The sequence below is a fragment of the Hominenteromicrobium mulieris genome, from assembly GCF_046197855.1.
In the GTDB taxonomy this organism is placed as follows: Bacteria; Bacillota; Clostridia; order Oscillospirales; family Acutalibacteraceae; genus Hominenteromicrobium; species Hominenteromicrobium mulieris.
In genome coordinates this window covers 1,786,152-1,805,616 of record NZ_CP173188.1, presented here as the reverse complement: position 1 = coordinate 1,805,616, position 19,465 = coordinate 1,786,152, and the positions used below count along the sequence as shown (strand labels likewise).

The following is a 19,465-nucleotide window of genomic DNA, read 5'->3' as shown; positions in this document are numbered from 1 at the left end:
CCCTTTATCGGGATTACACCATAATTCCTTAAATACTGCCTTATTAGCCCATGGCTAAGCTCCGTGCAACGTTTTTTCATGCAAATTGAATTTTAGAAGCAGAAGTACCCGATGAGCGAGATCGCAAATCCGAGCAGCGCGCCGCACACCACCTCGATCATGCGATGGCCAAGCGATTCGTTCAGCTTCGGGATCATTTCTTTCAGTTGGTCTTTGTCCTTGGTGTTCTCATCGCCTAAATATTCCACAATGTAGTTGATGGCTTTTGCGTGCAGACCCGCCGCCCAGCGTACGCCGGTCGCGTCGTACATGACGATGAGTGCCAGCACGAACGCCATGGCGAAGATCGGGGAGGAAAAGCCGTAGATCAGGTAAGAGGTCAGCAGCACCGAGCACGTTACCGCCGAGTGGGAGCTTGGCATGCCGCCTGCGCCGGAGAGACGCTCTTTCTTAAATTCGCCGTGTTTAAAAAGATGGATGCTGGTCTTTAAGATTTGTGCCGCACACCACGAAACAACAGCGACGTTGATGAGCGGGTTGGAAATCAATATAGAAAAATCAAACATGTCACGAAACCTTTCTGTAAAACGGCACACAAACACCGAAATGCGCCGTATGAGCACAATTTGATACATATAGTTTACCGCGAAACGGCAATATTGTCAATTCACACGGCGGATTTGTAAGAAATTTGTGATAAAGAGTATACATATCTTGCGAAAACGGGGCTTCGGTGCTAAAATAAAGTCATGGCTAATAAAAGAAACTACGCAAAAGAACTGAATACACTCATCGAAACCTTTACGCACAAGGAAAAGCGGCCGACTTTGCTCTTGCACGCGTGCTGTGCGCCGTGCTCCAGCGCCGTTTTGGAGAAGCTTACAGCGCATTTTAAAATTACCGTGCTGTTTTATAATCCCAATATCTATCCGGAGGCGGAGTATCAAAAAAGGGAAGCAGAGTTAAAGCGGCTTATCTCCGAAATGCCATGCACCAAGGAAGTAGCGCTTGTCGATCTGCCTTACGTGCCGGAAGAATTCTTCACCGCCGTGCGCGGGCTTGAGCACATCCCGGAGGGCGGCGAGCGCTGTTTTGCGTGCTACAAGCTGCGCGTGGAAGCAGCGGCAAAGTATGCCGCAGGGCATCATTTTGACTTTTTCACGACAACGCTGTCCATCAGCCCGCTGAAAAACGCGCAGAAGCTAAACGAGATCGGCGAAGCGCTTGCAGAAGAATACGGCGTGCCGCACTTGCCGTCCGATTTCAAAAAACAGGAGGGCTATAAGCGCTCCATTCAGCTTTCGGCAGACTATAACCTATATCGGCAGGATTTCTGTGGCTGTGTGTTCTCGAAAAAAGAAAGGGAGGCGAAGGCACATGGTGAAGCATAACGGCGTTTTGTACCGTGCCGCCGACGCGCACGCCCACATTTACCCCGGCAAGATTGCGGAAAAGGCGACCGAAAACGTTGGCCGTTTTTATGATCTTCCCATGGCGGAGGTTGGCCTACCGCACGTTTTAAACGAAGAGGGCACCGCCGTAGGATTCGATAAATTTCTCGTCTGCTCCGTTGCGACAAAAGTGGAGCAGGTTGGCTCCATCAATCGTTTCATCGCGGCCAAATGCGAAAAATACCCGAAGTTCGTCGGCCTTGGCGCATGGCACCGGGACATTGAGGACGTCGAAAAAGAGCTCAATGAAATTCAGGCGCTCGGCCTGCACGGCATCAAGCTGCATTCGGATTTTCAAGGCTTTGCCATCGATGACGAAAAAATGCTGCCGGTCTACAAAGCCTGCATGGCGCGCGATCTGCCGATTTTATTTCACATGGGTGACGCCAGAAGCGAGCTCTCTGCGCCGAAGAAGCTTGCGAATGTCCTCGAAAAGCTGCCGGAATTAAAATGCATCGCCGCGCATCTCGGCGGTTACCAGCGCTGGGATGAAGCCAAAGCGTGCCTAAAAGGTGCGAACGTGTGGGTCGATACCAGCAGCTCGCTGTTTGTGTTGAACCCGGACGAAGCAAGAAGGAGCATTGAACATTTCGGTATGGATAAAGTCATGTTCGGCACGGATTTCCCCATGTGGACGCACGAAAAGGAGCTCGAACGCTTTTTCGCACTCGCCTACGGGGAGGAAGAGAACCGAAAAATGCTTTATGATAATTTTGAGAAACTATTCAAATTGTGATGAAAAGCCGATGTAATCGTATCGGCTTTTATAATATCTTTCTACCAATAAAGTCAACAAAATTTCTGAATTGTCTATGGAAATTTTCGCGAAAGTGTGCTATACTGAACTCAAATCAGTCATAGGAGTTGTTTGTATGGATGTGAAATCGATCATTTCTCAAATGACGCTGGAAGAGAAAGCCGCGCTTTGCTCCGGTAAAGACTTCTGGCATCTCGATACTCCGCAGCGCCTCGGCATTGAATCCGTCATGGTCTCGGACGGCCCGTGCGGCATCCGCAAGCAGTCTGACGCCGCCGACCACCTCGGCCTCAACGCCAGCGTGCCCGCTACCAGCTACCCCACAGGCTCCTGCATGGCGTGCTCATTCGACCGCGAGCTGTTCCGCCGCTCCGGTGAAGTGCTTGGCCACGCCTGCCAGGCGGAGGACCTTTCTGTTCTGCTCGGCCCGGCCATCAACATCAAGCGTTCTCCGCTCGGTGGCCGCAATTTTGAGTATCTTTCCGAAGACCCGTACCTCACCGGCGAGCTTGCCAAAAACTACATAAATGGCGTGCAGAGCCAGAATGTCGGCGTCAGCGTGAAGCATTTCGCTGCCAACAGTCAGGAATACAACCGCATGTCCAGCGACAGCGTCGTTGATGAACGCACCCTGCGCGAAATTTACCTTTCTGCGTTTGAGACTGCCGTAAAGGACTCGAAGCCGTGGACGATTATGTGCTCGTATAACCGTATCAACGGTACGTTCGCCGCTGAAAACAAGCGCTTGCTGACCGATATTCTCCGCGACGAGTGGGGCTTTGACGGCTACGTGATGAGCGACTGGGGCGCGACCACCGCAGACCGCGTAAAGTGCCTTGAAGCCGGTATGGAGCTTGAAATGCCCGGCAAAAACGCCGCAAACGACAAGCAGATCGTTGACGCAGTCAACAACGGCACGCTCGATATCAAGGTGCTCGATACCGCTGTGGAGCGCATTTTGAACATCGTTCTCAAATACACCGAAAATAAGCAGCCCGAAACGAAGATTGATTTTGAAGCCGACCACGAAGAAGCGCGTAAGATTGCAGATGAGTCCATGGTTCTGCTCAAAAATGATGATATTCTGCCATTAAAGCGCAGCCAGAAACTTGCGTTCATCGGCAAGTTTGCGGAGACTCCGCGTTTTCAGGGCGGCGGCAGCTCGCATGTGAACTCCTATAAGGTCACAAGCGCGCTCGAGGCTGCAAAGGGGCTCGATGTCACCTACGCGCCCGGCTACGATACGAACACCACAGAGTCCGACGAAGCGCTCCTCAAGGAAGCACAGGAGGCCGCAAAGAACGCCGATATTGCCGTTGTGTTCGTCGGCATCACGGACGCCATGGAGTCCGAGGGCATGGATCGCCGCACGCTTTCGATGCCGAAAAACCACGAAGCACTCGTCAAAGCTGTTTCCGAAGTGCAGAAAAACACCGTTGTCGTCGTCATGTGTGGTGGCTGCATCACCATGCCGTGGATTGATGACGTGCGCGGCGTGCTGTACGCATACCTCGGCGGTGAAGCCGTCGGCACCGCGACGCTCGACCTGCTGTTCGGCGATGTGAACCCTTCCGGCAAACTCGCGGAAACGTTCCCGCGCCGTCTGGAGGATAACCCCTCGTACCTCTATTTCTTCGGCGATGAGCAGAATAAGACCGAGTATCGCGAGGGTGTATTTGTCGGTTACCGCTACTACGACAAAAAGAACATGGACGTGTTGTTCCCGTTCGGCTACGGCCTCAGCTATACGACATTTGAATATAGCAATTTAACGCTTGATAAGTCCGAGATGAAAGATACCGATACGCTGACCGTCTCCGTCAACGTCCGCAACACCGGCAAGGTGAAGGGCAAAGAGGTCGTGCAACTGTACGTCGGCATGCCGGAAAGCCGCACCATTCGTCCCGTAAAAGAGCTGCGCGGTTTTGAAAAGATCGAACTCGAGCCGGGTGAGGAGAAGACCGTCATCTTTACGCTTGCAAAGCGTGCGTTCGCGTACTACCGCACCGATATTTCCGATTGGTACGTTGAGTCCGGCGACTATACGATTATGGCGGCAAAATCCAGCCGCGACATCGCCTGCACCGCGACGGTGAACGTCACCTCTACTACGCAGATTAAGCGCGTCTACACAATGAATTCCACGATTGAAGAGATTATGGAAAGTCCCGTCGGCCGCGAGATTCTCGGCAAGATGATGGCACAGAACCCGCTTGCACAGGCAGATGCGGACGACATCGGCATGGGCGAGGCCATGGCGCGTATGATGGCGGAAATGCCGCTGCGTGCGCTGTTATCGTTTGGCGGCGACAGCGTGCCCGCCGGCGCAGGTGAGATGCTCCTGAAGCAGCTTAACGCATGAATTAAATTTATAAACCACCGACAGCACCGCAGAAATTTATCCGCGGCGTTGCCGTGAATTTTATCCCTGGGAGGAAGTTTCAATGAATACGATCGTAACCGTCAAAGAAGGCGCACTCGAAGGTGCGTTTTCCGATGATAAACAAAGCGTGATCTTCAAGGGCGTGCCGTATGCTGCACCGCCGGTCGGCGAGCTGCGCTGGAAGCGTCCGCAGCCGCACGCAAAGTGGGAGGGTGTGCGCCCCGCACTGGAGTTCTCCGCCAAAGCACCGCAGACTGATCTGTCCAAAATGGATCTCTACGGCAAGGAATTTTACAGTGATGAAAACCTAAAGCAGAGCGAAGACTGCCTGTATCTGAACATCTGGACGCCTGCATCTGCGCAGCCGGGCGATAAGTTGCCCGTGTTCTTCTGGATTCACGGCGGTGCGTTCACGCATGGCAGCGGCGCGGAAAAGGAGTTCGACGGCGAGCAGTTTGCGAAAAACGGCGTGGTGTTCGTCTCCATCAACTACCGTGTCGGCGCACTCGGCTTCTTTGTGCATCCGGAGCTCGATGCCGAAAATCCCGAGGGCATCAGCGGCAACTACGGTATTTACGATCAAGTTGCAGCGATCGACTGGGTATACGAGAATATTGCAGCGTTCGGTGGCGACCCGGACTGCATCACGGCAGCGGGCCAGTCTGCAGGCTGCATGAGCGTGCAGACGCTTATTTCGTCCGATTTGACGCGCGGCAAGATTAAGCGCGCTGTTTTGCAGAGCGCAGGCGGCCTCGGCGGCCTTTCGCACGATGTTTCCGTTGAAATGCGCGTGAAGTCCTCCAAAGAGCTGATGGAAAAGCTCGGCGCGAAAAACATCGAAGAGATGCGCGCTGTCCCGGCAGAAAAGATTGCTGAGGTGCAGTATACCATCCAGTCCCCAAGCGGTCTTGCGTGGCAGCCCGTTGTTGATAACGTGCTGCTGAAGGCTTCCGTAGACGAAGTGGCGCTTTCCGGCAATGCGCACGACATCGATTACATGATCGGCTGCACCGGCGGCGACATCGCAGCGGGCGAGAGAATTCTCGAAAAGAGCGCCGTGCGCTGGGCGAAGAACCAGAATAAACTCGGCAGATGCCCGAGCTACATCTATTTCTTCAACCGTCAGTTGCCGGGCGACAACGCAGGTGCGTTCCATTCGTCCGAGTTGTGGTATGTTTTCCACACGATGAACAGATGCTGGCGCCCGTGGGAACCGTGCGACTATACGCTTGAAGCTGCAATGTCCTCCTACTGGGCAAACTTCGCAAAGACTGGCGACCCGAATGGGGAGGGCTTGCCCACATGGCAACCGTATACTGCCGAGCACCCCGTGCGCATGCTGCTTGCGGAAGAAGTCAAAGAAGAAAACGCCATCATCGTTGAGGATTAAACCGACGCAAATCCGGTTTTTTACAAAAATTCAAGTTTCTTTTAAAATAGTCTTGACAATTTGCCTGTTTGTTGCTATAATATCACTTGTTGAGCGCGAGTGCTGGAATTGGCAGACAGGCACGTTTGAGGGGCGTGTGTTTATGACGTACGGGTTCAAGTCCCGTCTCGCGCACCACGCCAAAAGACCTATCGGGAATTCCGATAGGTCTTTTATTTTACATTTAGCTTGGTTTTTATAGCAAAAAGATCTCCCGCAGGCATATGAAGTGACCCCAAAAAGTTAGACAATATTTTGAAGTAAGAATTGTTCAAGCAGCCGAAAGGGCTTGCTGTCTGTGAATTGCAGGCGGCAAGCCCTTTAGCTTTGCCTTGATCCTGCAGTTGTTGTAGTAATCCAGATATTCGATCAGTTCCAGTTTGAAGTGTTCCATGGAGCGAAACTCCTGCAAATACAGCAGCTCACTTTTGAGCAGCTCGAAGAAATTTTCTATCACAGCATTGTCCAGACAGTTTCCCTTGCGGCTCATGCTCTGGCGAACACCTTTCTCCCGGAGCATCTGTTGGTACTGCCAGCCCTGGTCAGAATGAAGGATCAACCCGGTTCCATCCGGTATCTTCTCAAAAGCCTTATCCAGCATAATCGTAACCATACTCAGAACAGGATGCGCAGAGATGGTATAGCTGACCAGATCGCTGCTGCACAGATCGAGAATCGGGGACAGATAGAGCTTTTCTCCGAACAAACTGAACTCTGTCACATCCGTGACCCATTTCTGATTCGGCTTTTCGGCATGGAAATCCCGATTTAGCAGATTTGGTGCGATTTTGCCCACTTCTCCCTTATAAGAGCGATACTTCTTCATCCTGACACGGCAAACCAAGCCCAGCTCCTTCATCAGCCGCTGGACAGTCTTGTGGTTCAGGAGGAAATTGCGCTTGTGAAGTTCTGTTGTAATGCGGCGATAGCCGTATCTTCCTTTGTTTTCATGGTAGATGGCCGTGATCTCCGCTTTGACAGCTTTATACTTATCTACACTGTTTATCCGCTTCAAATGATAGTAGAAAGTGGCACGGGGCAGTTGAGCGATTGAGAGCAGAATACTGAGTGCGTGTTTTTGCCTTAGCTTTTGAACTACCTGCGTTTTTTGTGCCGGCGTCGCTCGTCTTCCAAAACCAAGGCTTGCAAGTTTTTTAGGTAATCGTTCTCCGCACGCAGTCGCTGCACTTCGGCCAGCAGATCTTCTTCTACCTGCTTCGGCAACGGCTTTGGCGGACGGCTCTTACTGCCGCGGCCACGCCGTTCGATGGCAAAACCTTCTGGACCCTCCGTCAGATAGATTCGTTCCCAGTCTTGTACTCTGTGATGATTGCTGATTTCAAATTGTCGAGCCGTTTCTCTGTAACTCATCTTTTCTTTCATCATGGTTTCCACGACCAGCTTCTTGAATTCCGGCGTGTATCGTTTGTTTGGTACTCCCTTTGGCATTAAAATCACCCCACCTGTTAGACATTATATCATACTGTCTAACAAATGGGGTGCTGTTCAATAACGGAGGATCTTTTCGTTTATTCTAGTGTAAGGGCGTGTTACAGCGCCGTACCCTTTTTCGGGCGGAAAAATCTTGCGGTGTCGGTTTTTTCGAGCTCCAACAGCGCGATTTTCTTATCAAGGCCGCCGGCGTAGCCGGTCAGGCTGCCGCTTGCGCCCACAACGCGGTGGCAGGGGACGATGATTGAGATTGGATTGTGCCCGACCGCACCGCCAACCGCCTGTGCGGACATTTTGTCTATCCCGGTGTTTTTTGCAAGCTGCTTTGCAATCTGGCCGTAGGTCATCGTCCGGCCGTAGGGGATAGAGAGCAGGATGTTCCAAACCGCCTGCCGAAAATCCGAGCCGACGAGGTGCAGCAGTGGCGTGAAATCCGGTTCTTTTCCGGCAAAATATACGTCGAGCCACTGTGTGGTTTCGAGCAAAACGGGTGTGTCCTGTTCTGTGTGCTCCTTCGGCAGCTCTGCCGCAAAATACTTGCTGCCTTCAAACCACAGCCCTGTAAGCCCCGCGTCATCTGCCGCAAGCAAGATCATGCCAAGCGGCGACGTATAGTGTTTTGTGTACGTCATCGTGTTTTCCTCCCATGTTCCTGTTATATGCAGTATAGCATGTTTTGACCTTTTTCACCAGCATTTTGCGGTAAAATGCAAAAAACGGACATGTTTTTGCGTTTTGAGAAATAACAGTTGACAAACAGCATGGCTTGTGCTATAATACATATTGTTGAGCGCGAGTGCTGGAATTGGCAGACAGGCACGTTTGAGGGGCGTGTGTTTATGACGTACGGGTTCAAGTCCCGTCTCGCGCACCACGAAAGAAACCTCTTTTGTCTACCAAGACTAGAGAGGTTTTTTCATGCTTTTCGAGGCAAAATAGCCCTCAATATAGGAAAATACCGCTGAAACAAGGGTTGGAACGGTCATTGAGGCCGCGCCAGCCCCTGTTTTTTGCTTTTAGGCAGTGAAATTGGCGTGTTACTTTTCGCGTTTCTTTGCGCAGCAAAGAAGTTGGCAAAACAGCACCCGACGGGATTTGAATTCGGGAAAGCACAGAGATGTCGCGGAAAAGTGACAGCAAAACCTTGTAAATCGACGGGATTTGTGCTATAATGTTTAATAATAGTTTATACCTTTTTGAAGGAATACCCTTGGAGATGGCAAATGGCACAGGAAAACTGGCTGAAATATAAGCTGCTGAAGCTCCTTGAGCTTCTTCGTCAAGAGACGGATGAGCAGAATCCCCTCTCCACAAGTCAGATTTGCAACAAGCTTGGAGATATGGGCATTTCGTGTGAGCGCAGGACGCTGACAAAAGATATCGCTGTTCTCAATGAGCTTGGTTACGAGGTCATGTGGAACTGGGTCGGTAAAGAAAAAGGGTACTATATTCGACGGATTCCGGTATAATTAACAAACACAGGAAGGAGCTGATTCCCATGCCCGACCACGGCATTTTTGAAAAAGTGGAGATATACGGAGCTGTCCCGGGCTTCATCATCCGGCACACCAGGCCGGGAAGCCAAATTGTCAAAAGCCATTGGCATCCGGAATTGGAGATCAATACAGCTTTTGAAGGCTCCTCGCGCTTTTTTATCAACGGCCGGGTGGAAGATGTGACACCTCAGCACATTGTGCTGGTCAATAGCCGGGAGGTCCACTCCTCCATCCCCTATTTCGCCACAGACGGCTTTGCCATCACCGGCATCACGCTGCAAATCAGCTACTCCTTCTTAAAAAGCCTGATCCCCAATTTCGATACATGCTATTTCGTCCTCACAGAGGAGGCTAATACGAAAATTCAATCCCTGATCCTTGCGCTTAACGAGTGGTATGAGCAGGAGGGTACTCCCTTCCTGTCAGTGCTTGTCCTCCGGCAGATCTGCGAGATTGTCTATGTCCTGCTCACCCAGTGCTGCCAGGAACGGGACCGGGCCAAAGACAGCACCTCTCAGGAGCCCTTTCGAAAGCTGGAGGGGATCCTGACTTACATTCATGACCATTACAGCGAGCCCCTGAACACCGCCCAGATGGCGCAGCAGTTTTTCTTCTCGAAAGAGTATTTCTGCCGCTTTTTCAAAAAGTATACGGGAGCCACTTTCTCCCAATACCTAGCCAAATACCGGGTTCTTCAGGCAGAGCAGCTGCTCGCTCAGACATCCAAAAAAATCTCGGAAATCGCCCTGGAAACGGGCTTTGCCGATGAAGGCAGCTTTATCCAATGTTTCCGAAAATACTATGGCTGTACCCCTAGAAATTATCGAAAAGAAATTACCCAAAATCCATTTTTTCGGCAAGATTAGTCAATTTCTCCCTAAAGAGCAGTCAATTCCGCCATATTTTCTCAACTCTCCCCGTGGTATTCTAATAGTATAGCTGCAAGCGGAGTGCGCGCACCGCCTGCCGCATTTCTTCGACTTGGAGGATTGAAAAAATGACAGAAAAGAAACAAGATAAGCTCCCTGTGTCGCAAATGATCGGCTTTGCCCTCAACGGCTGCGGATCCAGCTGCATTGCCGGCATTATGGGCGGCTTCCTCACCATCTATTTGACGGACAACCTGCTGCTTTCCATGGGCTTCATCACCGCCATGATGACCGCTGCCCGGATCATCAACGCCGTTACAGAAGGCCTGAGCGGCTTCCTCATTGACATGACTCACACCAAGATAGGTAAGGCCCGCCCCTGGATCCTGGGCACCGCTTTTTTTGTGGCCCTGCCCGTGTTCCTGATCTTTAACACCCCTACCAGCTTCAGCCCCACCGGGCGGATGATCTGGGTGTTTGTAAACTACCTGCTCCATGTAGCTGTGTTCGGCGCCGTTATCAGTGTCGCCACCGCCACCCTGCTCATCAAGATAACTTCCAACTCTGTGGAACGAGCAAAGGTCACTAACTTGGGCGGCCTTTTGGGACAGATCTCCAACTTGATCGTTAGTGCCTACGGCGTGCCGGTGCTTATGTATTTTGGCGGCTATGAAAAAGGCTACTTCGGTCTGAGCCTGATTTTCTGCTCCATTGGCTTTATCCTGCCCTTCCTCACCGGCATTATCTGCCGGGAGACCCCGGAGGTGTGGGCCGAAGCCGCTCAGCAGCTCAGCGCGGCCCGGAAGCGCCCCTCTCTGCCCGTCAAAACCCAGCTGAAGTATGTCTTTGGCTGCAAATACGCCCTCCCGCTGTTTGGTATGTTCCTCACTTACAACTTTGCCGGTATGATTTTCGGCTCTATGGCCATCTACTTCCTGCGTGATGTACTGGGCGATGCCGGCTACATGACCCAGATCAGCTATGCAAAGCTGGTGCCTGGTATCCTCTGCTGCCTGTTTGGCATTGTACCTATTGCCAATGCCAAGCTGGGCAAGCGAAAGGTGCTTGTACTGGGTTCCTTGTTCCAGGTGGTGGGCTACGCCTTGATGATCGTCCCCAACTTGGTCTTCGTTTTGATTGGCAATGCGGTGTACGGCATTGGCAGCGCTTTCTTTGGTGTGCTGCTGGGTACCGCTACCGCCGATGTGGCTGACTACATCAACTTAAAAAACAAAACCGACCTCTCCGGCCTTTCCACCAGCATCGCCCAATTCGGCATGCGGTTTGGAATGCTCCTGGGCAGCGTGGGCGTGGCGGCTGTGCTGGCCATTGGCGGCTACAGCGGCGAAGCGGCCAACGCAGGCCTGGCCCAGTCCTCCTTCACCCGGGTGATGGAGACTGTGGGCTACGCCGTAATCCCCCTGGTGTGCAGTATTTTGCTGGTGCTGTTCAGCAGCCGGATGGATGCCGACAAAGAGGTGGCCAACATGAGAAAGGAAGGGGCGGAATAACTTGGCAGACTTATTCGACCGTTTCTACTTACCGGAGGACGTGGGCATTTCCTCTATCGACGTCGCGAACTTCCTGCAGGAGTGCGACAAGGCCCACTACAAGCTGCGCACGCTCCACATCATCCGCCACGGGAAAGCCGTGGTGGATGCCGCCCGCTATCCCTTCCGGGCCAGCGATAAGCGGCTGGTGTACTCGGTGAGCAAGACCTTCACCTCCACAGCCATTGGATTCGCCGTGCAGGAGGGTCTTGTGAATGTGAACGACCCGCTGCTGGACTATTTCCCGGAATGCAAAGACCTAGACATGGACCCCCGAGCAAGGGAGATCACCCTGCGGGACGTGCTGACCATGAGTACCGGCCATGAACGGGACACCGTAGGGGATATGTGCAACAGCGAGGGCACCCCTTGGCCGGAAATCTTCTTCACCCGGAAAATGGCTTACGCGCCGGGGGAACATTTTGTGTACAACTCCGGCGGCACCTATATGCTCTCGGAGGTCATCAGCCGGACAACGGGTAAGAGCCTGTTTCAGTGGTTGCAGGAGAAGCTCTTTGAACCCCTGGGAATCACCGACGTGTGCTGGGACGTCAACGGCAAAGTAAACACCGGTGCTTGGGGATTGCTTATCGCCCCCAGGGATCTGTGCAAGGTGGGCGTGCTCTACCTGAACAAGGGCCTATGGAATGGCCAGCGGCTCCTTTCGGAGGAGTGGATTGATGAGGCCACCGCTCCCCACGTCCCCACCCTGGGACAGGGCTGCGCCGGCTGGGGCCAGCGGTACGGCTATCAGATCTGGGAAAACAACTCCGGCAGCTACCGGGCGGACGGCGCTTTTGGTCAGTATATTATGGTGTTTCCACAAAAGGACATGGTCATCGTCACCACAGCGGAAGAAATCGACGGCACTCGGGTCTTCCCTCTGGTGGAACAATACCTGCTTGCGAACTTGACAGATCCCCAAAAGGGGCGGGATGCTTGGGCCTATGAGCATTTGCAAAAGGTACTCTGCCAATGGGAAGCCCCTGCTGTGTATGAGCCAAGCTCCTCCTATTTGCAGGCCTTGCTGCAGGACAAGACATACCTCTTAAAATCAGTAGACAGTCAGGAGCAGCACCAGCTCCGGCTGCAGCTGGCAAACAGCCGGCTGGCCATTGCCGTGGACGGCATCCAGTCTCTGGAGAGCTCCTGCGTAACGGATCGGCACGGGGAGACGACCTTTGCCATTGAGATCCCCAGCAACAGCCCCCTGCGGGGGCCGGAACAGCGCTCTCGGGCCTGGTCCTACTCTGCCCACCACACCTGGGTGGACCAGGATACCCTGCTACTCACAGTCTGCTGGCGGGAAACGGGCCATTACCAGACCTGGAAATTCCAATTCGATGGGGAGAAGCTCTTCCTGTGGGTCACCGACGGGGTGAAAGGGATGTTCCAGCTCTTTGGCGCCACCAGCGACCGGAACGTGTGCTTCCGGGACAGGGTGTTCGTCGGGGAAACGCAAAAGTGATCTTGCTTCGAGCAGGCGGCGTGAAAAGCGCTGCCTGCTTTTTTGATAACTTCTCCACTGCTGCGGTTTTATGCTATAGCTTGCTGCTCACGCTTTCTTTATCACGGTGCCCGAAAAGCAGTTGATTTTTTCCACAAAAAGTGTATACACAAAATTGAATATGGCAAGGTGATTTTTGTCCCAGCAGTCTGCGGGAAAGATAGGAGAGAATAAGGGTATGCAAGAAAATCGAGTTGCGAAAAAAGGTCAGCAAGGCCAAGGGGATAACGGCTAAGCTTGTTTCGGCAATTGTTATTAGTGTTGTCCTAACAGTGTCGGCGCTGCTTGTAGTAGTCTATTCCAGAGTGTCTGACGCACTCTTGATAAAAAGTGAAGAGCTGCTTCAAACCACTACAGGTAAGACTATCCAAGAGACCAGCGCGTGGATGAACAGGACCCTTACAATGCTGGAAACACAGCGGGATACCATCGAATACGGAGATATGGACATCCCGGAGATGGAGGCATACATCAAGCACACAGTGGACCAGAACGAAGCCTACCCCGCCGGGCTGTACGTGTGGCCCTGACGGATGGCTCCCTAGAGGCAGCCAGGGCCGGTGAAGCCGACAAGGGCTTTGCCGTGGTAGCGGAAGAGGTGCGTTCTCTTGCCAGCCGGTCTGCGGAGGCTGCCCGGGAAACAACGGTCCTGCTGGGTGAAACCGTTGGCTCTATAGATGAGGGGACCAGGGCCGCGCAGGAGACTTCGGAGTCCATGTTAGCAGTGGTTACCCATGCTGACGAGATGAGTGGGCTCATCGATAGTATTGCTGAAAACACCAGCCGCCAGGCGGAGGGCGCTGCAGAGATTGCCTATGGCATAGAGCAGATCTCAAGCGTGGTGGACAGCAACGCGGATAACGCCCAGCGCAGCGCCGCAGCTAGCGAAGAGCTGTCCGGCCAGGCGGAGATGCTGAAAAACCTGGTGGCTACCTTTAAAATAAGGGGCGCGGAAAACCGGCTGTTGTATGTCCGTTAATGCTTTTTCCACATCCACTCCAAAACCACGTGCCGAGGGTTCGAATCCTTCTGCCCCTGCCACGCCAAAAGACCTATCGGAATTTCCGATGGGTCTTTTATTTTACAAAAACAGGGATAGTTCTTGTTTTTATCGGTAAAAAGGGAGCCTGAACGCGGTTTTCATGCGCGCAGGCTCCTTTTCCGTTAGAATTTAGATATTCAGTGTTTTTGCGATGACAGTGAGCAGCTCACGGGTGTGGTCGGCGCTGTGCTCCCAGTACATGACGCCGAGCATGCCCTTTTCCTTGACATACTCGCACTTGCGGCGGATGGCCTCGGGGGACTCGAAGCTGATGAACGTTTCGCCGTTCCAGAGATATGCGGCTTCAGCGTCCTCGTCCCAATATTCCGTGTAGTTATGCTCGCGGCGGAACTCCTCGGTGAGACCGTCGTAGTTCGGGCCGTACATACCGGCGCTGGCTTCCTGCAGGAGGCCGTTGTTGACGTTTGCGGCGCCCGTGTAATGGCGGCAGTAGAATGCTGCGCCGACGACGAGCTTATTGTACGGCACACCGGCGTTGTGGAACAGCTCGACGATGTAGCGCGTGTTCGTATTGCTCGTATCGCCGCGGCTGGCACTGAGGGAGGCGTGGTGGCCGGCCTGATGCGTGAAGCCGTTGCGCATGTCGTAGGTCATGAGCTGCACGTAATCGACAATCTCGGCGACCTTGTCCATTTCGGTGTTTTCCGGGAAATAATCACCTGCGCCGACAGCGGTGGAGACGATGCGGTTCATGCCAAGGGCGTCGCGCAGAGCTTGCAGGAGCTTTGTGTAGTTCTGTTTATCGCTCGAGTCACAGTCAATCTCGGCTTGGTCGCTGCACGGGTATTCCCAGTCGATATCGATGCCATCGAGGTGATACTCCTCCACGGCTTTGCGGCAAGACTCCGCAAATGCGCGGCGGCCTTCTTCGGTACGGGACATGAGGGAGAAGCCGCCTGCGCCCCAGCCACCGACGGAAAGCACCACGCGCAGAGCGGGGTTCCAATCGCGGAACTGCGGGATGAGATCGAGATGTGTCATCTGGTGCAGATCCAAAAGGCCGTTTTCGCTGATGAGACCGAACGCAAGGTTCATGTGGGTGAGCTTCTGTACATCTTCGCGTGTAACTTCCGGCAAACCGTCGTTGACGGCGTAGCCGATCGAATAATACTTCATGAAAATTCCTCCGAAAAATTGATAGGAAAACGATTTTCCTTTTTAATTATACCACTTTTATTTCGTAGTAGATAGTAGTAAAATAAAGAAAAGCGAGGAAACTTTATGAAGTATGATTATAACGCATTGATGAAAGAAATCTACGAAGAAGTGCGTGCGCTGGGCATCCCGGTCTCGGGCAACATCGAGCCGGAGGTACAGATCAACACGCGCGCAAAAAAGCGCTACGGTCGCTGTATGCGATTACATGGCGAAAAATATGAATATCGAATCGAGGTCTCAGCGTATTTGGAGGACAAGGACGAGAATTGTGTGCGCAGCGTTTTGGCGCATGAGCTTTTGCACACGTGCCCGCGCTGCATGAATCACAAGCTCCTTTGGAAGACATACGCAGGTAAGATGAACAACGCGTATAGCTATTGCATTACGGCAACGACGAAGGAAGCACTTGTGGAGTACGAGGAGAAACCGGTGAAATATATGCTGCAATGTACAAAATGCAAAAGGCAGTTTCCGCGTATGAAACTCACGGCAGTGGTGCAGCACCCGGAGCGGTACCATTGCGGCTGCGGCGGCAAGATCATTCGTCTGTTCTGATGACGATTCAAGTAAATTAAAAGAAACCCGCATTCTGTACCGTTAAAGGCACAGAGTGCGGGTTTTGCAAATCAATGGGGGATAGCAAAAGGGAGACCTTCCGACGAAAATCTCCCTTGTACGCTGATATTAGATCTGCACGATCAGTCGCTGCTGAAGGGCAGGAGAGCGAGGTGACGAGCACGCTTGATAGCGACTGTCAGGCCACGCTGATGATGTGCACAAGTTCCCGTAACTCTTCTGGGGAGGATCTTGCCTCTTTCAGAAATAAAACGGCGAAGCTTGGCAACATCCTTGTAATCGATGTAATCCGCTTTGTCAACGCAGAAGCTGCATACTTTTCTGCGGCCCTTGCGACCACCGCGGCGATTATCTCTCTCCGGTCTGTCTGCCATTGCGAAAGCCTCCTTATCTTAGTCGTTGTTAGATCATCAGAACGGCAGGTCGTCGTCCCCGATGATCTCCTCGAAATCTCCGCTGTTACCACTTGAATAGGTGGGAGCGGGTTCGCTGTAAGCCGGGCGCTGCATTTCATTTCCGGCTGCGCTGTTACTTCCGTAATTATTGCCGTAAGACGGGGCGGAGGGGGCACCGTAATTTGCGCCGCTGTCACTGCGTTTGGAATCCGCAAAATTGACATCGTTCGCAACAATCTCAGTCGCCTTGCGCTTATTGCCGTCCTTATCTGTATATGTGCGTGTCTGAATGGAACCGTGAACCGCCATCATCTGGCCCTTGCGGAAGTATTTGCATACAAAATCCGCGGTGCTGCGCCAAGCGACAATATCAATGAAATCAGCCTGACGTTCTGTGCCGGACTTAACATAGGAGCGGTCTACCGCCAGCGTGAAGCTGGTAACGGCAACATCGCTCGGGGTGTGGCGAAGCTCAGGATCGGCAACCAGTCTGCCCATAACAACTGCAACATTCAACATAGGTAACAACTCTCTTTCGTTTCAAAAAACTTACTCAGCAGCGGACTCGTTTGCTTCGACAGCCTCGGCTGCAACAGCCTCAACGTCGATCGGCTTCGGCTCAGCGGCTTTACGCGGCTTTGCAGCAGCGGTTGCAAAACGGGGATCCTTCTTCACGATGATGGAACGGAGAACGCCGTCAGTGATCTTATAGCGTCTGTCCAGCTCAGCGGTGAAGTCCGGCGTGCTCTCGAAGTTTACGAGGGTGTAGTAGCCTTCGGTTTCCTTGTTGATCGGATACGCGAGTCTTCTCTTACCCCACTCGTCAACGCTCTCGACAGTGCCGTGCTTTGCAATCAATGCCTTGAACTTTTCGACCAGCTCTGCATTACCTTCCTCACCGAGCTTTGCGGAGAGAACGATAACGGTCTCGTACTTGTTCTTTACTACCTCTGTCATGGTTTGCACCTCCTTTTGGACTTTGGCCCCGTACTTTTAAACGGAGCAAGGATTGTCATTTGTGTTACACAAAACGCATAAGCACAAACTAACAAAAGTATTATAACATAAAAATCCGCAAAGTCAAGAAAAATCTTGGAACTCGGCGGATTTTTGGAAAATCAAATTCGATATAGGCACTTTGTAAAGTTGACTGACTTTACAAAGTGAATGGACTTTACATACGTGTAACGTGAATCAACTTTACATTTAAAGTGTTTTGGCAAGCTCTTTAAGGTAGGCGCGGAAGCTTTCGCCAATCTCGGGGTGCTTTAAGGCGACCTCTACCTGTGCCTGCATGACGCCGAGCTTATTGCCCATATCGTAGCGCTTGCCGGTGAAATCGACGGCGATCATGCTTTCGGTGCGGGCAAGCTCACACATGGCATCGGTGAGCTGAATTTCGCCGCCGGCGCCGGGTGCGGTGTGGGCGAGAATGTCAAAAATCTGCGGCGGCAATACGCAGCGGCCGAGGATGGAGTAAAGCGACATAATCTTATCCTTACTCGGCTTTTCGATCATATCGGTGCAGGTGAACCAGTTATCGTGCAAAGGCTCTACCTTGAGGGAGGAGTAGCGCTGAATGGCTTCTTCGCTGACCTCTTTCACGCCGACGACACCCTTGCCGGTCTCGTTATAAGCGCGGATGAGCTGGCCACAGGCGGGATCTTCGCCGAGGATGACGTCATCGCCGTAGAGAACGGCAAATGGCTCATCGCCGACAAATGCTTTGGCACAGGAGATGGCGTGGCCGAGACCTCGCGTCTCTTTCTGGCGGATGTAGGTGATGTTTGCAAGGTGCGCAAGGTTCACAACTTCATCGTATACTTCTTTTTTGCCGCTTGCGAGCAGACGCTCCTCAAGCTCCGGGGCGCGGTCGAAATGATCTTCCATGATGGATTTGCCGCGGTTTGTGATGATGAGAATATCCGTAATGCCGGCGCGGACCGCTTCCTCCACAATAAACTGGATAGCGGGCTTATCCACAATGGGCAGCATTTCCTTGGGCATCGCTTTCGATGCCGGGAGTACGCGTGTGCCAAGGCCTGCTGCGGGGATGACGGCTTTTCTGACGGTTTTCATAAATCAATACCTCCAAATATACTTCCTATTTTCCAAAGGGGTTCTATTCTTAAACGACATTACCGCGTGAAGCCGTAAGCGGTAATGTCGCTTTTAAGCTGGAATCAAGTCAAAAAGAGCGGGATCCAACGCAGGATCATGTAGCAGGCGAGCAGGCAAAACGTTACGACAACGTTCACGCCGCCGCGTGCGGTGTATTCTGCGGAAAGGTCGGTTTCCGTATTGCTGACGCTTTTAATCTCCTGCACGGTGCGGACGCAGTGATTTAAATACATGCGGTTTGCGCGCACGCCGACGAAGATCATAATGCCGAGCATCAGGGCGCTGCACAAAAGCGGCAGGCAGAACAAAAGATACTGTGAGGGGTTATCCATCAAGTACTGCGAAAGCAGGTTTGCAAGCTGCACGTAGCTGAGATCCGATGAAGACACGCCGGCGTTATCGATGACGTGCGTCGTGATGGGGTTGACGACGAAACACGAGAGCATCAGGTTCGCGATATATAAAAGGAACATGATTGTCGTTGTGATGATGCCCGCCTTGTACTGCTTGCGATACAGGAGCCAGCCGCCGGAGAACAGGAACGCGCTGAAATTGAACTTGCTGCGCCCGAAAGACTTAATATTGCGGAACACGGAAAGGTAATACGCTGTATTCTGCTGCACGACCTTGCTGACGTCGCCGTAGGTGACGTTATCCGCAACAAATTCCGCGGGATTTGCGCCGCCCATGGGGTCGAACGCGAACGGCACGCCGCCAAAGCCGCGGCTCTGATAGTTTGCGTTGTTTTGCGGCGGGGGATAACTGCCGTACGGGTTATTGTAATTGTTATAGCCGTTCGGATTGTTCGCGTTATTCGGATTTTGCTGCGTGTTGTAGCCCGTGTTGCGGTGTTCATCCGGCGCGCCGGTGAGGGAAGTGCCGCAGATGTTGCAGAACAGCGCGCTGTGGGCGTTTAAGGTGCCGCAGTTCGGGCATTCCTTGTCTTTAAGCTCACTGGCCGTGTTCGGCGCGTCCGGCGGAACAGGCGGCGCCCAAGTCTTGCCGCTTTCATGCAGATCTGTGAAAATGCACACACCTTTTTCTTTATAGCAGCCTCTGTGGTACGGTGCACCGCAGACCGGGCAAACGACGATATCGTCATTTTCCGTAAACGGCTTGTCGCACACGGGACACTTGATGCCTTTGTAGTCCAAAACAGAACCTCCAAAATTCGGTTGGCAATATTCGAAAGACGGTCAGAATACTGCCAGAATTATTTTCTTATTCATATAATACTACAAAATGCCCGCAATCGCAA

19 protein-coding genes, 2 tRNA genes and 2 pseudogenes are annotated in these 19,465 nt (G+C 52.6%); 13 read left to right on the top strand and 10 right to left on the bottom strand.

All coding sequences use genetic code 11. The features are described from left to right. Window positions 1-92 precede the first annotated feature (92 nt). The gene (locus ACI0CA_RS08735; protein WP_308450083.1) at window positions 93-566 is read right to left on the bottom strand and encodes a divergent PAP2 family protein; all 474 of its coding nucleotides are present in this window, start codon (window positions 564-566) and stop codon (window positions 93-95) included. A 183-nt stretch (window positions 567-749) separates the two neighbouring features. On the opposite strand from ACI0CA_RS08735, the gene ACI0CA_RS08730 reads away from it, so the two are divergent. The 5 genes from ACI0CA_RS08730 to ACI0CA_RS08710 all read left to right on the top strand — a co-directional run bounded on the left by ACI0CA_RS08730 (window position 750) and on the right by ACI0CA_RS08710 (window position 6,158). After that, a complete protein-coding gene (locus ACI0CA_RS08730) occupies window positions 750-1,391 on the top strand; it encodes an epoxyqueuosine reductase QueH (RefSeq protein WP_446806924.1) in 642 nt (213 codons plus the stop codon). After that, a complete protein-coding gene (locus ACI0CA_RS08725) occupies window positions 1,378-2,187 on the top strand; it encodes an amidohydrolase family protein (RefSeq protein WP_176820512.1) in 810 nt (269 codons plus the stop codon). The genes ACI0CA_RS08730 and ACI0CA_RS08725 overlap by 14 nt, the downstream gene beginning before the upstream one ends. A gap of 136 nt (window positions 2,188-2,323) precedes the next feature. Further along, entirely contained in the window at window positions 2,324-4,570 is a 2,247-nt protein-coding gene (locus ACI0CA_RS08720; RefSeq protein ID WP_446806925.1) for a glycoside hydrolase family 3 C-terminal domain-containing protein, read from the top strand. Window positions 4,571-4,652: 82 nt separating this feature from the next. After that, a complete protein-coding gene (locus ACI0CA_RS08715) occupies window positions 4,653-5,981 on the top strand; it encodes a carboxylesterase/lipase family protein (RefSeq protein WP_395507220.1) in 1,329 nt (442 codons plus the stop codon). 93 nt (window positions 5,982-6,074) lie between these two features. Beyond that, window positions 6,075-6,158 (top strand) — tRNA-Leu (locus ACI0CA_RS08710). A 133-nt stretch (window positions 6,159-6,291) separates the two neighbouring features. On the opposite strand, the pseudogene ACI0CA_RS08705 reads toward ACI0CA_RS08710, so the two are convergent. The 3 genes and pseudogenes from ACI0CA_RS08705 to ACI0CA_RS08695 form a co-directional block, all read right to left on the bottom strand. Continuing rightward, window positions 6,292-7,092: pseudogene (locus ACI0CA_RS08705) on the bottom strand (IS3 family transposase); the annotation flags it as partial. A gap of 23 nt (window positions 7,093-7,115) precedes the next feature. Next, window positions 7,116-7,469, bottom strand: coding sequence for a transposase (locus ACI0CA_RS08700; RefSeq protein WP_395507219.1), 354 nt, complete (start codon window positions 7,467-7,469; stop codon window positions 7,116-7,118). A 101-nt stretch (window positions 7,470-7,570) separates the two neighbouring features. Continuing rightward, on the bottom strand, window positions 7,571-8,104 hold the full coding sequence (locus ACI0CA_RS08695; protein WP_395507218.1) for a methylated-DNA--[protein]-cysteine S-methyltransferase: 534 nt from the start codon (window positions 8,102-8,104) through the stop codon (window positions 7,571-7,573). A 158-nt stretch (window positions 8,105-8,262) separates the two neighbouring features. Here ACI0CA_RS08695 and ACI0CA_RS08690 point away from each other — a divergent pair. The 7 genes from ACI0CA_RS08690 to ACI0CA_RS08660 all read left to right on the top strand — a co-directional run bounded on the left by ACI0CA_RS08690 (window position 8,263) and on the right by ACI0CA_RS08660 (window position 13,873). Next, window positions 8,263-8,346 (top strand) — tRNA-Leu (locus tag ACI0CA_RS08690). A 349-nt stretch (window positions 8,347-8,695) separates the two neighbouring features. Next, entirely contained in the window at window positions 8,696-8,941 is a 246-nt protein-coding gene (locus tag ACI0CA_RS08685) for a hypothetical protein (protein ID WP_308448469.1), read from the top strand. Window positions 8,942-8,970: 29 nt separating this feature from the next. Beyond that, window positions 8,971-9,834 (top strand): helix-turn-helix transcriptional regulator, encoded by an 864-nt coding sequence (locus tag ACI0CA_RS08680; protein ID WP_308448468.1) that lies wholly within the window; start codon window positions 8,971-8,973, stop codon window positions 9,832-9,834. 131 nt (window positions 9,835-9,965) lie between these two features. Further along, a complete protein-coding gene (locus ACI0CA_RS08675; protein ID WP_308448467.1) occupies window positions 9,966-11,348 on the top strand; it encodes an MFS transporter in 1,383 nt (460 codons plus the stop codon). Window position 11,349: 1 nt separating this feature from the next. Further along, on the top strand, window positions 11,350-12,855 hold the full coding sequence (locus ACI0CA_RS08670; RefSeq protein ID WP_308448466.1) for a serine hydrolase domain-containing protein: 1,506 nt from the start codon (window positions 11,350-11,352) through the stop codon (window positions 12,853-12,855). Between the two features lie 443 nt (window positions 12,856-13,298). Further along, window positions 13,299-13,424 (top strand): hypothetical protein, encoded by a 126-nt coding sequence (locus ACI0CA_RS08665; RefSeq protein ID WP_308448465.1) that lies wholly within the window; start codon window positions 13,299-13,301, stop codon window positions 13,422-13,424. Then, the gene (locus ACI0CA_RS08660) at window positions 13,415-13,873 is read left to right on the top strand and encodes a methyl-accepting chemotaxis protein (protein ID WP_308448464.1); all 459 of its coding nucleotides are present in this window, start codon (window positions 13,415-13,417) and stop codon (window positions 13,871-13,873) included. The genes ACI0CA_RS08665 and ACI0CA_RS08660 overlap by 10 nt, the downstream gene beginning before the upstream one ends. Before the next feature lie 192 nt (window positions 13,874-14,065). On the opposite strand, the gene ACI0CA_RS08655 is transcribed toward ACI0CA_RS08660, so the two are convergent. After that, complete coding sequence (locus ACI0CA_RS08655; RefSeq protein WP_395591387.1) at window positions 14,066-15,073, bottom strand: glycoside hydrolase family 18 protein; 1,008 nt, start codon at window positions 15,071-15,073, stop codon at window positions 14,066-14,068. A gap of 105 nt (window positions 15,074-15,178) precedes the next feature. Here ACI0CA_RS08655 and ACI0CA_RS08650 point away from each other — a divergent pair, with 105 nt between their 5' ends. Then, window positions 15,179-15,670, top strand: coding sequence for a sprT domain-containing protein (locus ACI0CA_RS08650; protein WP_316687476.1), 492 nt, complete (start codon window positions 15,179-15,181; stop codon window positions 15,668-15,670). Window positions 15,671-15,813: 143 nt separating this feature from the next. On the opposite strand, the gene rpsR is transcribed toward ACI0CA_RS08650, so the two are convergent. The 5 genes and pseudogenes from rpsR to ACI0CA_RS08625 all read right to left on the bottom strand — a co-directional run bounded on the left by rpsR (window position 15,814) and on the right by ACI0CA_RS08625 (window position 19,361). Then, on the bottom strand, window positions 15,814-16,065 hold the full coding sequence (gene rpsR, locus ACI0CA_RS08645) for a 30S ribosomal protein S18 (RefSeq protein ID WP_176820518.1): 252 nt from the start codon (window positions 16,063-16,065) through the stop codon (window positions 15,814-15,816). Between the two features lie 36 nt (window positions 16,066-16,101). Continuing rightward, a complete protein-coding gene (locus ACI0CA_RS08640; RefSeq protein ID WP_446806926.1) occupies window positions 16,102-16,605 on the bottom strand; it encodes a single-stranded DNA-binding protein in 504 nt (167 codons plus the stop codon). A 144-nt stretch (window positions 16,606-16,749) separates the two neighbouring features. Continuing rightward, window positions 16,750-17,043 (bottom strand): annotated as a pseudogene (rpsF, locus tag ACI0CA_RS08635) (30S ribosomal protein S6); the annotation flags it as partial. A gap of 249 nt (window positions 17,044-17,292) precedes the next feature. Then, entirely contained in the window at window positions 17,293-18,165 is an 873-nt protein-coding gene (gene galU, locus ACI0CA_RS08630) for a UTP--glucose-1-phosphate uridylyltransferase GalU (protein WP_316687475.1), read from the bottom strand. Window positions 18,166-18,269: 104 nt separating this feature from the next. Then, entirely contained in the window at window positions 18,270-19,361 is a 1,092-nt protein-coding gene (locus tag ACI0CA_RS08625; RefSeq protein ID WP_418782861.1) for an RING finger protein, read from the bottom strand. Between the last annotated feature and the right edge of the window lie 104 nt (window positions 19,362-19,465).

What these genes read in the sequence shown, in the direction of transcription:
- ACI0CA_RS08640 (WP_446806926.1), bottom strand. Translation starts at nt 16,605, where the DNA reads ATGTTGAATGTTGCAGTTGTTATGGGCAGACTGGTTGCCGATCCTGAG.
- ACI0CA_RS08730 (WP_446806924.1), top strand. Translation starts at nt 750, where the DNA reads ATGGCTAATAAAAGAAACTACGCAAAAGAACTGAATACACTCATCGAA.
- ACI0CA_RS08720 (WP_446806925.1), top strand. Translation starts at nt 2,324, where the DNA reads ATGGATGTGAAATCGATCATTTCTCAAATGACGCTGGAAGAGAAAGCC.
- ACI0CA_RS08680 (WP_308448468.1), top strand. Translation starts at nt 8,971, where the DNA reads ATGCCCGACCACGGCATTTTTGAAAAAGTGGAGATATACGGAGCTGTC.
- ACI0CA_RS08675 (WP_308448467.1), top strand. Translation starts at nt 9,966, where the DNA reads ATGACAGAAAAGAAACAAGATAAGCTCCCTGTGTCGCAAATGATCGGC.
- ACI0CA_RS08695 (WP_395507218.1), bottom strand. Translation starts at nt 8,104, where the DNA reads ATGACGTACACAAAACACTATACGTCGCCGCTTGGCATGATCTTGCTT.
- ACI0CA_RS08655 (WP_395591387.1), bottom strand. Translation starts at nt 15,073, where the DNA reads ATGAAGTATTATTCGATCGGCTACGCCGTCAACGACGGTTTGCCGGAA.
- galU (WP_316687475.1), bottom strand. Translation starts at nt 18,165, where the DNA reads ATGAAAACCGTCAGAAAAGCCGTCATCCCCGCAGCAGGCCTTGGCACA.
- ACI0CA_RS08725 (WP_176820512.1), top strand. Translation starts at nt 1,378, where the DNA reads ATGGTGAAGCATAACGGCGTTTTGTACCGTGCCGCCGACGCGCACGCC.
- ACI0CA_RS08700 (WP_395507219.1), bottom strand. Translation starts at nt 7,469, where the DNA reads ATGCCAAAGGGAGTACCAAACAAACGATACACGCCGGAATTCAAGAAG.
- ACI0CA_RS08665 (WP_308448465.1), top strand. Translation starts at nt 13,299, where the DNA reads ATGCTGGAAACACAGCGGGATACCATCGAATACGGAGATATGGACATC.
- ACI0CA_RS08735 (WP_308450083.1), bottom strand. Translation starts at nt 566, where the DNA reads ATGTTTGATTTTTCTATATTGATTTCCAACCCGCTCATCAACGTCGCT.
- rpsR (WP_176820518.1), bottom strand. Translation starts at nt 16,065, where the DNA reads ATGGCAGACAGACCGGAGAGAGATAATCGCCGCGGTGGTCGCAAGGGC.
- ACI0CA_RS08715 (WP_395507220.1), top strand. Translation starts at nt 4,653, where the DNA reads ATGAATACGATCGTAACCGTCAAAGAAGGCGCACTCGAAGGTGCGTTT.
- ACI0CA_RS08650 (WP_316687476.1), top strand. Translation starts at nt 15,179, where the DNA reads ATGAAGTATGATTATAACGCATTGATGAAAGAAATCTACGAAGAAGTG.
- ACI0CA_RS08685 (WP_308448469.1), top strand. Translation starts at nt 8,696, where the DNA reads ATGGCACAGGAAAACTGGCTGAAATATAAGCTGCTGAAGCTCCTTGAG.